This window comes from Sneathiella sedimenti (genome assembly GCF_017313765.1).
GTDB lineage: Bacteria > Pseudomonadota > Alphaproteobacteria > Sneathiellales > Sneathiellaceae > Sneathiella > Sneathiella sedimenti.
Genome location: NZ_JAFLNC010000002.1, coordinates 111,509 through 123,789 on the forward strand (window position 1 = coordinate 111,509; position 12,281 = coordinate 123,789).

At 52.3% G+C, this 12,281-nt stretch carries 12 protein-coding genes; 6 read left to right on the plus strand and 6 right to left on the minus strand.

Features of this window, described 5'->3' with window-relative positions:
• Window positions 1–2: 2 nt before the first annotated feature.
• On the plus strand, window positions 3–275 hold the full coding sequence (locus J0X12_RS05700) for a hypothetical protein (RefSeq protein WP_207043153.1): 273 nt from the start codon (window positions 3–5) through the stop codon (window positions 273–275).
• A 394-nt stretch (window positions 276–669) separates the two neighbouring features.
• Here J0X12_RS05700 and J0X12_RS05705 read toward each other — a convergent pair whose 3' ends face one another.
• The gene (locus tag J0X12_RS05705) at window positions 670–852 is read right to left on the minus strand and encodes a DUF1192 domain-containing protein (RefSeq protein ID WP_207043154.1); all 183 of its coding nucleotides are present in this window, start codon (window positions 850–852) and stop codon (window positions 670–672) included.
• A gap of 108 nt (window positions 853–960) precedes the next feature.
• On the opposite strand from J0X12_RS05705, the gene J0X12_RS05710 reads away from it, so the two are divergent.
• From J0X12_RS05710 to J0X12_RS05720, 3 genes are all read left to right on the plus strand, one after another.
• Window positions 961–1,959: an NAD(P)H-quinone oxidoreductase gene (locus tag J0X12_RS05710; RefSeq protein ID WP_207043155.1), complete on the plus strand. Its 999-nt coding sequence runs from the start codon at window positions 961–963 to the stop codon at window positions 1,957–1,959.
• Window positions 1,960–2,049: 90 nt separating this feature from the next.
• Window positions 2,050–2,820 (plus strand): DUF1013 domain-containing protein, encoded by a 771-nt coding sequence (locus tag J0X12_RS05715; protein WP_207043156.1) that lies wholly within the window; start codon window positions 2,050–2,052, stop codon window positions 2,818–2,820.
• Window positions 2,821–2,984: 164 nt separating this feature from the next.
• Window positions 2,985–4,889, plus strand: coding sequence for a propionyl-CoA synthetase (locus J0X12_RS05720; protein ID WP_207043157.1), 1,905 nt, complete (start codon window positions 2,985–2,987; stop codon window positions 4,887–4,889).
• Window positions 4,890–4,907: 18 nt separating this feature from the next.
• On the opposite strand, the gene J0X12_RS05725 is transcribed toward J0X12_RS05720, so the two are convergent.
• Window positions 4,908–5,390 (minus strand): Hpt domain-containing protein, encoded by a 483-nt coding sequence (locus J0X12_RS05725; RefSeq protein WP_207043160.1) that lies wholly within the window; start codon window positions 5,388–5,390, stop codon window positions 4,908–4,910.
• A 54-nt stretch (window positions 5,391–5,444) separates the two neighbouring features.
• Window positions 5,445–5,930 (minus strand): response regulator, encoded by a 486-nt coding sequence (locus J0X12_RS05730; RefSeq protein ID WP_207043162.1) that lies wholly within the window; start codon window positions 5,928–5,930, stop codon window positions 5,445–5,447.
• A 166-nt stretch (window positions 5,931–6,096) separates the two neighbouring features.
• Here J0X12_RS05730 and J0X12_RS05735 point away from each other — a divergent pair, with 166 nt between their 5' ends.
• On the plus strand, window positions 6,097–6,483 hold the full coding sequence (locus tag J0X12_RS05735) for a cupin domain-containing protein (protein ID WP_207043163.1): 387 nt from the start codon (window positions 6,097–6,099) through the stop codon (window positions 6,481–6,483).
• Window positions 6,484–6,556: 73 nt separating this feature from the next.
• On the opposite strand, the gene greA is transcribed toward J0X12_RS05735, so the two are convergent.
• The 3 genes from greA to carA all read right to left on the minus strand — a co-directional run bounded on the left by greA (window position 6,557) and on the right by carA (window position 11,529).
• Entirely contained in the window at window positions 6,557–7,033 is a 477-nt protein-coding gene (gene greA, locus J0X12_RS05740) for a transcription elongation factor GreA (RefSeq protein ID WP_207043165.1), read from the minus strand.
• 76 nt (window positions 7,034–7,109) lie between these two features.
• Window positions 7,110–10,352 carry a carbamoyl-phosphate synthase large subunit gene (carB, locus tag J0X12_RS05745; RefSeq protein WP_207043168.1) on the minus strand — a complete coding sequence of 1,081 codons (3,243 nt, stop codon included), beginning with the start codon at window positions 10,350–10,352 and terminating at the stop codon, window positions 7,110–7,112.
• Window positions 10,345–11,529 carry a glutamine-hydrolyzing carbamoyl-phosphate synthase small subunit gene (gene carA / locus J0X12_RS05750; RefSeq protein ID WP_207043176.1) on the minus strand — a complete coding sequence of 395 codons (1,185 nt, stop codon included), beginning with the start codon at window positions 11,527–11,529 and terminating at the stop codon, window positions 10,345–10,347. Before carA ends, carB begins: the two co-directional genes overlap by 8 nt.
• Window positions 11,530–11,749: 220 nt before the next feature.
• Between carA and J0X12_RS05755 the strand changes: the two genes are divergently transcribed.
• The gene (locus tag J0X12_RS05755) at window positions 11,750–12,208 is read left to right on the plus strand and encodes a GatB/YqeY domain-containing protein (protein ID WP_207043177.1); all 459 of its coding nucleotides are present in this window, start codon (window positions 11,750–11,752) and stop codon (window positions 12,206–12,208) included.
• The last annotated feature ends 73 nt before the right edge of the window (window positions 12,209–12,281 follow it).

Below are 12,281 nucleotides of genomic sequence, written 5' to 3' on the forward strand. Positions count from 1 at the left end.
GTGTGACCCATTATTTGGTAACAGAAGAAAATCCTGAGGGTAAAAAACTCGAGGAAGTACTTTCAATGATCCGAAAGGATATCCTGGAGCGTTGTGGCTTGATCACAGATGATCAACGCGCCGAGGCAAAGGCGGTATTGAATAACAATATGCGGATCCTGAACCTACTGACGGATGCGGTATTGCTGGCAGAAGACAGCACTAACATACTTGATAAGGCATTTGGGCCAAGCCAGGCGTCAAAGGGCGGGCCGCCACGCATCGGACACCTGTAAGAACATTGAAATTACATCAGAATTAGTTGAGGGGGCTGCCATATCTGGCGCCCCCTCTATTTTTTGCCTCAACCTGTCAGACTTGCTTCTGATGTGGCGAATTAAAACTCTGAAATCGTAAAAGAGTCAAGAGTCTATGTTACAATTTTATAAAACACGGTTGGGGCATTCGCCAAAAAAAGAGCCGCCCTTTGAAAGGCGGCCCAAGTCAACAGGGAGGCGTCATAAAGACTGGAAAAGGGATCCCAGCCTTACGCAGCCCAAGACGGGCTACAGCTACCAACTTAACCATCATTTCTTAAATTACAATTAACGAATATATGATTTTAGGCATTTTATCCCAAAATACTCAATGATTCGCCTTTTAAGAGAATCGGGTGGCGCGTTATAACCCCTAGGTTTTGAAAAATCCCGCTGCGGCGTTCTGGGCGGCCTCTTTTTTGGCGATAATTTCTTTTGTTTTCTCAATTTCTTCATTTAGCGCAGCAATATATTCATGAAGATCTGCGATCGACATACTGTCGAAATTTACCGGATTTTTCCCAAGTGCGGGTTTGTCATCATCATCACTTGTCATCGTCATATTCCTCAATATGCTAGGCAACCATTTCGACAAGAATAATGAATCGTATCGTGACTGTCTGCGACTTTGCGCGGAACCGCCCTAAAAATACTGGAGAGTAAAATGACAAACATACCCGAGACTATGACAGCCATCGAAATCAAGGAGTTTGGTGGGCCGGAAGGGCTGGTGCCAGCAAGCCGCCCGGTTCCCAAGCCGGGTCATGATGAAATACTGATCAAGGTTGCCGCCGCGGGTGTGAATCGGCCGGACGTCCTTCAGCGTAAGGGAGGTTACGCGCCGCCTCCTGGTGCGTCAGATATTCCGGGTCTTGAAGTCTCCGGAACCGTCGCCGCGCTGGGCGCTGGGGTTACGAGATATAAAGTGGGCGATCAACTTTGTGCCCTCGTCGCGGGCGGCGGCTATGCGGAATACTGTGTCGCCCCGGAAGCGCAATGCCTGGATATCCCGCAAGGGTTTGATTTGGTGCAGGCCGCCGCGATTCCGGAAACCTTCTTCACTGTCTGGACGAATGTCTTCGACCGCGGCCGGCTGACCGGCGGAGAGACTTTTCTGGTGCATGGCGGGGCAAGCGGTATCGGTACAACGGCGATTCAGCTCGCCAAAGCTTTCGGCGCACGCGTATTCACCACAGCATCAACAGATGAAAAATGCCGTGCCGTGGAGAAGCTTGGCGCTGAACGCGGAATCAACTATAAAACCGAGGATTTCGTCTCGGTCGTTAAAGACCTCACTGACGGTAAGGGCGTTGATCTGGTCCTCGACATGGTGGGCGGAGATTATATCCAGCGCAACATTTCGGCGCTCGCGGTGGAAGGACGCCTTGTTTATATCGCCTTCCTCGGAGGCGCGGAGGTCAAGGTGAATTTCGCACCGATGATGTTGAAGCGGCTCACCATTACCGGGTCAACCCTGCGCCCGCAGTCCGTTCAGGCAAAAGCGGATATCGGCGAGCGGCTGAAGGCGAAAGTATGGCCACTGTTGTCTTCAGGTGCTGTTAAACCGGTAATGGACAGCACTTTTCCGTTGGCGGATGCGGCTGCGGCCCACCATCGCATCGACGACTCGTCCCATATCGGGAAAATCGTTTTGAAGGTTTAGGTGTAGACTTTGGGGCCGTTTTTCGCCATATACATACAAGAAATACATATAGGTTCGAATATTCAGTAATCGGACCGAAAAGGAGACTATATGGTAACGCCATTATTGCCAAAGGCGACGGCTGTTTGGCTCATTGACAATACATCTTTGTCATTTGGACAAATCGCGGATTTTTGCGGCCTGCATTCACTGGAAGTTCAGGGAATAGCTGATGGCGAGGTTGCTGTGGGTATCGTCGGGCTTGACCCGGTTGCCAACGGGCAGCTCACGCAGGAAGAGATCGATCGATGCCAAGGGGATCCGGCAGCGCGTCTTGAAATAAGCAAGCCTACAGGCGACGTCCCGCAGCCCCGCAGACGGGGAGGGCGCTATACGCCCGTTTCCCGTCGTGGTGATCGTCCGGATGCGATTTCCTGGCTGATCAAGTTCCATCCGGAGCTTACCGATGCACAGATTTCGAAGCTGGTTGGAACAACGAAGACGACAATTAACGCCGTGCGTGACCGGAGTCACTGGAATTCCCAGAACATCCGCCCCCGGGATCCCGTCAGCCTCGGTATCTGCACGCAGCTTGAACTGGATGAGGCTGTTAAAAAGTCCGCTCATCGCCGCACAGATGAAGACCGTGGTAAATTGATGGAAGAGGTTGCGGCGGCTGTTGCTGCAGAGGCGGCGGCTGTTCCGCTTACGCCATATGAGTTGAAGAAACAGCAGGTCCAGAAAGAAGAAGCCTATGATCCGCGTGCGGAAGCTGAGGCCGTATTCGGTAAATCTACTGCCAAGAAAAAGGAAGATGACGACAATAGGGCAGATACGGCAAGGAAACTTGACGATCTGTTTAAATCGTCCTCAGACGACTGATTAACAACCAGTGATAAAGATAGCCCGCGGAAATTATATTTCTCGCGGGCTTTTTGATGTCGCCTTTACCAGATGCGGCGCTTTGTCTCGCTTGTAGCTATTGACATCCTGACCTCACAGTTGTTTTTCTAGACTCAAATAATACAAATTCCGGGAGGCATTCAATGGCCAGCTATGAAGAAGATTACAGGCAGTCCTTGCAAGATCCAGAGACATTTTGGGCAACCGCTGCGCAGGAGATCAGCTGGAGCAAACCCTGGGATCGCGTGCTGAATTCGGATAATCCGCCCTTTTATCGCTGGTTCGAAGGGGCGGAGATGAATACCTGCTACAATTGTCTCGACCGGCATGTCGAAGATGGGCGCGGGGATCAGGACGCTCTGATTTACGACAGCCCGATGACCGGGCAGGTCAAGAAATTTACTTATCGGGAACTAACTGAAACGGTCGCGCGATTTGCTGGTGCGCTGGCAGGCCTGGGTATTACCAAAGGCGACCGGGTACTGCTTTATTTGCCGATGGTCCCTGAGGCCCTGGTCGCCATGCTGGCCTGTGCACGGATTGGGGCCATTCATTCCGTTGTTTTTGGCGGGTTTGCGCCCAAGGAACTGGCAACACGCATTGATGACGCCAAACCGGTTGCGATAATTGCGGCTTCCTGCGGATTGGAGCCGAACCGCACCATTGCCTATAAGCCCCTGATCGATGAGGCTATTGATATGTCGGTTCATAAACCGGCCAATTGCATTATCCTGCAGCGACCGGAATGCGAAGCGGAAATGAAGGAAGGGCGGGATCACGACTGGCGCGCGCTGGAAGCCGGGGCAGAACCTGCACCCTGTGTAGCTGTTGCGGCGACCGATCCGCTTTATATTCTCTATACCTCCGGCACAACCGGGGTCCCCAAAGGGGTGGTTCGCGATAATGGCGGGCATGCTGTCGCGCTTCGCTGGTCCATGAAGTATGTGTATGATATCGAGCCAGGAGAGGTTTTCTGGGCGGCATCTGACGTTGGTTGGGTGGTCGGCCATTCCTACATTGTCTATGCGCCGCTCCTGCATGGATGCACGACTATCCTGTTTGAGGGAAAGCCGATTGGAACACCGGATGCAGGTACCTTCTGGCGGGTGATCCAGGACCATAAAGTAAAAGCCCTTTTTACGGCGCCGACAGCGTTTCGCGCCATCCGGCAACAGGATCCTGATGGAAAATTCATCGCCAAATATGATCTGAGCAATTTCGTTACCTTGTTTCTCGCGGGAGAGCGGGCGGACCCCGACACGATTAGCTGGGCGCAAGATCAGCTTAAAGTTCCGGTCATCGATCATTGGTGGCAGACGGAAACCGGGTGGGCCATCGGCGCGAACTGCATGGGGTACGGCATGAAGCCGGTCAAGCTCGGCAGTCCGACATTTCCGGTCCCGGGCTATGATATCCGGATTATCAATGAAGCTGACGGTAAAACCGAAATGAAGCGCGGCGAAATTGGCGTGATCGCCGTTAAACTGCCGCTGCCACCCGGTTCATTGCCGACGCTCTGGCAGAATGACGAGGGGTATGTCAAAGCCTATATGGCGGAAATTCCGGGCTACTACAAGACGGGAGACGCGGGCTATATAGACGAGGATGGATATCTGTTTATCATGGCGCGAACCGACGACATTATCAATGTTGCAGGCCATCGCCTCTCCACTGGTGGCATGGAGGAAGTTCTCGCCAGTCACCGTGACGTGGCGGAATGTGCGGTGATGGGAGTCCACGATAACTTGAAAGGGCAGGTCCCTATGGGGTTCGTCGTCCTGAATGCCGGCGTAAATCGTCCTGAGGGGGATATCCAGAAAGAACTGGTAGCCCTTGTGCGGGAGAAGATAGGTCCTGTAGCGGCCTTCAAGCTTGCCCTTGTCGTTAAGCGGCTTCCCAAAACACGCTCAGGAAAAATCCTGCGCGGGGTTATGCGGAAAATTGCGGACGGTGAGACATACACGGCACCGGCCACGATTGATGATCCGGAAGTCCTGACAGAAATTGCGGATGCCCTTGCGAAAGTCGGATATCCAGCGGCAAGTTAGACGCGGGAGACTGGGGCGTTATTTTGGTTTTGCCTCTGCCAGAGCGGCGATGATAGGTGCGGCATTCGGGTCCGTGTCATTCTTGATCCGCTTTGCGGCTACGTAGGCCAGCAAATCCAGGTGAACCCGGATGAGGGCCAGGTTTAATTTCGATAATTCGATGTCATCGCTCGTCAGTGTGCAAATGCCTTCGCCAATAGTTCCCATTATCGGATAATCGAACGACCCGCCCATACCCTTCAGGTCATGACCCTGACGAAAGAGCGCTTCTTGCTCCGCTATTCCGCCCTTGCCTTTTTCAAGCTTGCTCAAGGCGGTGTCGATAATTTCAATCACGGCTGGGATGCTCGCAAGATATTGCTCCGTAAGGGCTGCCATTTTCTTGCCCATACGCTTTTCCATTTCTTCAAGGGTCAGTCCTCCCGATTTATCAACTTTAGTCTTTAAAGTGAACTTCGGGTGATGAATTTCATACCCCTCCATTTGGACAATTTTTGTCATAGGTAACCTCTAGTCGTGCAATTCTTCAGGATTGGAAATGTCAATTTTGTCATGTTATTTTCGTCTTTCCATGCCTTCATAACCACGCATCGCACGACGACGATCCGGACCTATGAATTCAGATGCCTTAATAAATACGCGAGGATTTTCAACCATCCAGACCAATCGGTCATAAAGCGACCCGACAGAAACCGGTTTTGCCAGGAATTCGGTTGCGCCTGCATCTCGTGCTTCGACGACATTACTCAGCTTGGTTTGACCCGATACTACCAGGATCGGCGTATATGCATCCACTCCGCGTTCACCCTGGCGGATACGACGTATCAAATCCAAACCATTCTCGGGGTTTAGCGACAGGTCCAATATTACAATATCGGCCGGATCTTCAAGCATTTTCGCTAAACAGCTTTTTGCATCATAGCAACCCCTCGCATTTACAATATTCATCGCGAGCAAAATGCTTTTCATGAGCATATGCATGTTTCTGTTATCATCGACAAAGATAACGCTGAGATTTCTGAAATTGTAATAATTCGTCATCAGTTCAACTTAACATCGCTTTTTCGCACTAATTACTGTTATTGTTAGACATTAATCAAAAATCCCTAATTTTTCTTAAAGTAAACATTAAGGATTAGTAACACCTTGAAGGCAGCGTATTGATTTGTTGCTGATGCAGGAAATACTTCAAACAAATGGTAAAAATATGCCTAAAGCCATCGATATAAATACTGTCCTCAATACATTGACCCCGCTTCGCAATCGCGATCTCGATACATCGGAAGAAGAAGCGAGTGCAGCCTTCGCCAATCTCCACAGTTTCAATAATGGCGCCGTTTTTACGGGTAGTTTTGATGGCGTCAGCCAATGGGAGCGGCATCGCGGAGGAGATGAACTTGTTCACATCCTCAAAGGTGAAACCAGTCTGACAATTCTGTCTGCCAAGTCGGAAGATATACTCAACTTGAAAGAAGGAATGATGACTGTTGTCCCACAGGGGTGCTGGCATCGATTTCATGCACCGGACGGCGTTACGGTTCTAACAGTAACACCACAGCCGACAGACCATTCCACAGAGAAAGATCCGCGCTAATATTTACGTTCTTTTCTGGAAGAGATCACCCATGGCGCCAGGCGCCACGGGCCGCTGTATTGGGGGAGGCTAACTAGCCTACATAGCTGACGTCGATTACTTCATAGGCCTTGGAACCGCCGGGTGTCATCACCTCGATGCTGTCGCCCTGTTCCTTGCCGATAAGAGCGCGCGCAAGCGGCGCCGATATGGAGAGACGGCCTTCTTCGATATTACTTTCGTCTTCACCAACGATCTGGTAGCTCGTCTCTTCATCGGTATCTTCGTCCGCCAGTAAAATCGTCGCGCCGAATTTGATTTGGCGTCCGGAAATGGATGACACATCAATAACTTCTGCGCGGCCAAGCTTATCCTGCAGTTCAGCGATGCGGCCTTCAATATGAGATTGCTGCTCCTTAGCCGCATGATACTCTGCGTTTTCGGACAAATCTCCATGCTCGCGCGCTGTCGAGATCGCTTGGATCACGGCCGGGCGCGCGGTCGATTTCAATTCCTTCAATTCTTGTTCAAGCCGCGCATATCCCGCAGCCGTCATTGGTAGTCTTTCCATTTGAAATCTCAATTACGTAGTTTGCCAATCGCAAAAGGTGCTTTGACTAAAGTCTCATACAAAGCTTGTCAAGGAATTAAGAATAAGATTGAAGGGATTTAACTTCAAGGGTGCCTGTTATAATTTTCTCAATTGCCTGAACCGTTGCATTGGCACCGGCGACTGTTGTTGAATAAGGAGTCTTCATAATCAGGGCCGTATGACGAATATCGTAACTGTCACGAAGTGCCTGTGCCCCTTCGGTCGTATTGAAGACAAGGGCGATATCGCCATTCTTCATGGTATCAACGATATTCGGCCGGCCCTCCATAACCTTGTTCACGCGCGTCACCTCAAGGCCCTCATCGGCCAGGTATTTTGCGGTCCCACCGGTGGAGACAATTTTAAAGCCGAGGTCTATCAGTTTGGCGACCGCATTCTTTATCGGTCCCTTGTCGAGATCCTTGACCGAGACGAAAACCGTGCCTTCAGTTGGCAATTTAACCCCGGCGGCGATCTGGGATTTCAAGAAGGCCGCGCCAAAATCCGTATCGATTCCCATGACTTCGCCCGTGGAACGCATCTCCGGCCCAAGCACAACATCAACGCCCGGAAAGCGGGAGAAAGGGAACACGGCTTCCTTGACCGTTACATGGTTAAGTTTGCGGTACTCAAGATTGAAGGTGCCAAGGCTTTCCCCCGCCATAACGCGCGCCGCGATCTTGGCAATGGGGTAGTTGATGCTCTTGGCGACAAAGGGGACAGTACGACTCGCGCGCGGATTGACTTCCAGAATATATATGACGTCGTCCTTGATCGCGAACTGGACATTCATCAAGCCAACGACATTGAGGGCAATTGCCAATGCCTCGGTTTGCCGCTTGATCTCCTCAATGAGCTGATCCGATAGAGTATGCGGCGGGAGCGCACAAGCGCTGTCTCCCGAATGAATGCCGGCTTCCTCGATATGCTCCATGATGCCGGCGACATAAACCGTTTTGCCGTCGCTGAGGCAGTCGACATCAACTTCGATTGCATTCTGAAGATATCCGTCAACCAGAACCGGGTCGTCACCGGACACAATTACCGCTTCGCGCATGTAACGATCAAGAGATTCCCCGTCACGCACGATTTCCATGCCGCGGCCGCCGAGAACGTACGAGGGGCGAACAACAACCGGGAATCCGATCCTTTGTGCAATATCGAATGCCTCAGGTACGGAGCGGGCAATGCCGTTCTCTGGTTGCTTGAGGTCGAGCTTGTGGAGAAGCTGCTGGAATCTCTCGCGATCTTCCGCGAGATCAATGGCGTCGGGAGATGTGCCGAGAATGGGTACCCCGGCAGCTTCCAGTCCTGCTGCTAATTTAAGCGGGGTCTGGCCGCCGAACTGAACAATGACGCCGTGGAGCGTACCATTTGACTGTTCCTTGCGGATGATCGCGAGGGTGTCTTCAACCGTTAAAGGCTCAAAATACAGCCGGTCCGACGTATCGTAATCGGTGGAAACCGTTTCCGGGTTGCAGTTGACCATGATTGTTTCATAGCCAGCCTCTGATAGGGCATAGGCAGCATGAACACAGCAGTAATCGAACTCGATACCCTGACCGATGCGATTGGGGCCGCCTCCCAGAATAACGACTTTTTTGGAGTCAGTCGGCTCGGCTTCGCAAACTGCCTCATCCCATTCGTTCCCTTCATATGTCGAATACATATAAGGGGTCTGGGACGGGAATTCGCCAGCGCAGGTATCGATGCGTTTATAGACCGGCTCAATGCCAAATTTCTGGCGGGCGGCAAGTACTAGCTCTTCGCGCGTTCCTGCAAGTTCGGCAAGGCGATGGTCGCTGAATCCCATGGATTTCAGTTTAAGGAGACCGCCCTTGGTTGTAGGAATGCCGTTTGCCCGCACAGCATTTTCCATTTCGACAATGGACTGGATTTGGGCAAGGAACCAGGGTTCGTACTTGCTGGCCGCCTTAACTTCCTCCAAGGTCAGCCCTTCACGGAAGGCCTGCGCGATATTCAGAAGGCGCTCTGGTGTCGGCTGGGCAAGAATGGCCTGGATGCGTTGCTTATCGGCATGGCGCTCGCCGGGGCCCGCGAAATTCTGTTCATTAAGGCCGGTCAAGCCGGTTTCCAGCGACCGCAGGGCTTTTTGCAGGCTTTCCTGGAATGTCCGCCCAATCGCCATGGCCTCACCCACGGATTTCATGGCCGTGCCGAGCTTTGCTTCGGCGCCGGCAAATTTCTCGAAGGTGAAGCGCGGTATCTTGGTGACCACATAGTCGATAGTTGGCTCAAACGATGCAGGCGTGACACCTGTGATGTCGTTGTCGAGTTCATCGAGCGTATAGCCGACGGCCAACTTCGCCGCGATCTTTGCAATTGGAAAGCCGGTCGCCTTGGAGGCCAGCGCGCTGGACCGGGAGACACGGGGGTTCATCTCGATAATAATCAGACGGCCATTTTCGGGATTGACCGCAAACTGCACATTGGAGCCGCCAGTCTCCACGCCGATTTCACGCAGCACGGCAATCGAGGCATTCCGCATGATCTGGTATTCTTTATCGGTCAGGGTCAGCGCCGGGGCGACCGTGATGGAATCGCCCGTATGTACGCCCATCGGATCGACATTCTCGATGGAACAGATGATGATGCAGTTATCCGCCTTGTCGCGGACAACCTCCATCTCGTATTCCTTCCAGCCAACGATACTTTCCTCGACCAGCACTTCCGTGGTGGGAGAGGCATCGAGACCGCCGGTCACGATTTCCTCGAACTCTTCACGGTTATAGGCAATCCCGCCGCCAGTACCGCCCATGGTATAGGAGGGGCGGATGATGCAGGGGAGCTTTACCTCCTCCAGTACCTTCCAGGCTTCTTCAAGAGTATGAGCGACGGCGCTTTTTGGCATGTCGAGGCCGATTTTCAGCATGGCGGTCCGGAACTGGTCGCGGTCCTCCGCTTTGGCGATGGCTTCTCTGTTGGCGCCGATCAGCTGGACGCCATACCGCTCAAGTGCCCCATTTTCGGCGAGCGCCAAGGCTGTATTCAGCGCGGTCTGTCCGCCCATGGTCGGCAGAATGGCGTCCGGCCGCTCTTTCTCGATGATTTTCTCAACGATTTCCGGGGTGATCGGTTCCACATAGGTGGCATCGGCCAGACCCGGATCGGTCATGATTGTCGCCGGGTTGGAGTTCACCAGAATGACGCGGTAGCCTTCTTCTTTCAGGGCCTTGCAGGCCTGAGTGCCGGAATAGTCAAATTCGCAGGCCTGGCCAATAATAATGGGCCCGGCGCCGATGATCAGGATGGATTGAATATCGGTACGTTTAGGCATTTTTTCTATCGACCAGATCTATAAACCGTTTGAAAAGATATTGGCTGTCCTGCGGCCCAGGGCTCGCTTCCGGATGGTATTGCACCGAAAAGACCGGCTTGCCATCAATCTGGAGCCCCTCGACAACACCGTCGAACAGGGATTTATGGGTTTCCGTCACCCCGTCGGGCAGGCTTTCACGCGTGACAACGAAGCCATGGTTTTGAGAGGTGATTTCAACCTTGCCGGTGGTCAGGTCCTTGACCGGCTGGTTGGCGCCGCGGTGCCCCTGATGCATCTTCATGGTTTTTGCGCCCAGTGCGAGGGCCAACATTTGATGACCGAGACAGATGCCAAATGTGGGGACGCCGCTATCGACACATTGCCGAATTACAGGTACCGCATATTCCCCGGTCGCAGCCGGGTCGCCGGGGCCGTTCGCCAGGAAAATTCCGTCGGGTTTCAGTGCCATGATTTCATCATAGGTCGCGGTTGCGGGCACGACCGTAATGCGACAGCCAAGGTCCGCGAGACAGCGGAGTATATTGCGCTTGACCCCGTAGTCGACGGCAACAATATGGCGCTTGGGTGTTTCCTGCTTACCGTAACCGCTTTGTATCTGCCAGCTCGCTTCCGTCCATTCATAGGGCTCCTTGCAGGATACTTCCTTTGCAAGATCCATCCCTTCAAGACCGGGCCAGCTCGCGGCTTTTTCCTTTAGGGCGGCAATGTCGAACTGACCATCCTTGCGATGGGCAATAACGCCATTGGGGGCGCCGGATTTGCGGATAAAATGAGTAAGGCGGCGCGTATCGACACCGGAGATGCCGACGAGGTTCCGGGTTTTCAGCCAATCGTCTAGCGGCCCGACGGCTCTCCAGTTGGCTGGATCCGTAATGTTGGCGCGGATAATCAATCCATTCGCGGCAATGCCGGAAGTTTCGATATCCTCGTCATTGAAACCGACGTTCCCGATATGGGGAAAGGTAAAGGTGATTAACTGTCCGGCGAAGGAGGGGTCAGTAAGGCTTTCCTGATAGCCTGTCATCGACGTGTTGAAACAGACTTCTCCGACTGTGTCACCTTCGGCCCCGATGCCGAAGCCGTGAAATACGGTGCCATCACCCAGCACAAGGACTGCTGTCGCCGTCCGTTCGCTGTTCAGGTCGACCGCGTCTCTGTTGTTTTCATAAGACATGATAATAGGGACCCTCTTGCGGTATTTCCGCTGAGCCGAAATTTCTCTGGCCTGGTAGCTGAATATTGCGCTGGAACATAAGCAGTTTGTGTGGGCGCGTCAAGTTTTTCGGCGTAAAAAATATTGTTTAAAATCAATAACTTAGCAATAAAAATTGGTTTGCCATAAACATAAGTTTCGGCTAGTATGGCGGCTTTCTTCAATATAGATTCGGATATTAATGTTACGAAACGAAATAAAAGAGTCGCTAAAAGAAGCAATGAAATCAAAGGATAAGAGACGGATTTCAACGTTGCGTCTTATCCTTGCGACTTTGCAGGACCGGGACCTCGCCGCGCGGGATAAAGGCGCGGAAGAGGGAATCACGGATGATGAAATTCTGCAGATGCTGACGACCATGGTTCGTCAGCGGAAGGACTCTATTGCAGCTTATGAAAAGGGCGGGCGGGTTGACCTCGCCAATTCTGAGCAAGAAGAAATCGACATCATTTCTGATTACCTTCCGAAGCAATTCGACGAGGCAGAAACCCGTGCGGCGGTTGAGGCTGTCATTGCGGACATTGGCGCGAATGGCCTTAAGGATATGGGGCGCACAATGGCTGAGTTGAAAACCCGGCATGCTGGTCAGATGGACTTTTCCAAAGCGAGCGCTATCGTAAAGGATACGCTCGGCGCTTGAGCCTGCCGGAAGTTTTTAACGGTAATTATTATTTAATAGTTTAACCGGTTAAATTATTAAATTGGGTTGGACG

Bases quoted from the DNA above. Each gene is read 5' to 3' on its own strand.
- J0X12_RS05705 (WP_207043154.1), bottom strand. From the start codon at position 852: ATGACAAGTGATGATGATGACAAACCCGCACTTGGGAAAAATCCGGTA.
- J0X12_RS05710 (WP_207043155.1), top strand. From the start codon at position 961: ATGACAAACATACCCGAGACTATGACAGCCATCGAAATCAAGGAGTTT.
- J0X12_RS05715 (WP_207043156.1), top strand. From the start codon at position 2,050: ATGGTAACGCCATTATTGCCAAAGGCGACGGCTGTTTGGCTCATTGAC.
- J0X12_RS05720 (WP_207043157.1), top strand. From the start codon at position 2,985: ATGGCCAGCTATGAAGAAGATTACAGGCAGTCCTTGCAAGATCCAGAG.
- J0X12_RS05725 (WP_207043160.1), bottom strand. From the start codon at position 5,390: ATGACAAAAATTGTCCAAATGGAGGGGTATGAAATTCATCACCCGAAG.
- J0X12_RS05730 (WP_207043162.1), bottom strand. From the start codon at position 5,930: ATGACGAATTATTACAATTTCAGAAATCTCAGCGTTATCTTTGTCGAT.
- J0X12_RS05735 (WP_207043163.1), top strand. From the start codon at position 6,097: ATGCCTAAAGCCATCGATATAAATACTGTCCTCAATACATTGACCCCG.
- greA (WP_207043165.1), bottom strand. From the start codon at position 7,033: ATGGAAAGACTACCAATGACGGCTGCGGGATATGCGCGGCTTGAACAA.
- carB (WP_207043168.1), bottom strand. From the start codon at position 10,352: ATGCCTAAACGTACCGATATTCAATCCATCCTGATCATCGGCGCCGGG.
- carA (WP_207043176.1), bottom strand. From the start codon at position 11,529: ATGTCTTATGAAAACAACAGAGACGCGGTCGACCTGAACAGCGAACGG.
- J0X12_RS05755 (WP_207043177.1), top strand. From the start codon at position 11,750: ATGTTACGAAACGAAATAAAAGAGTCGCTAAAAGAAGCAATGAAATCA.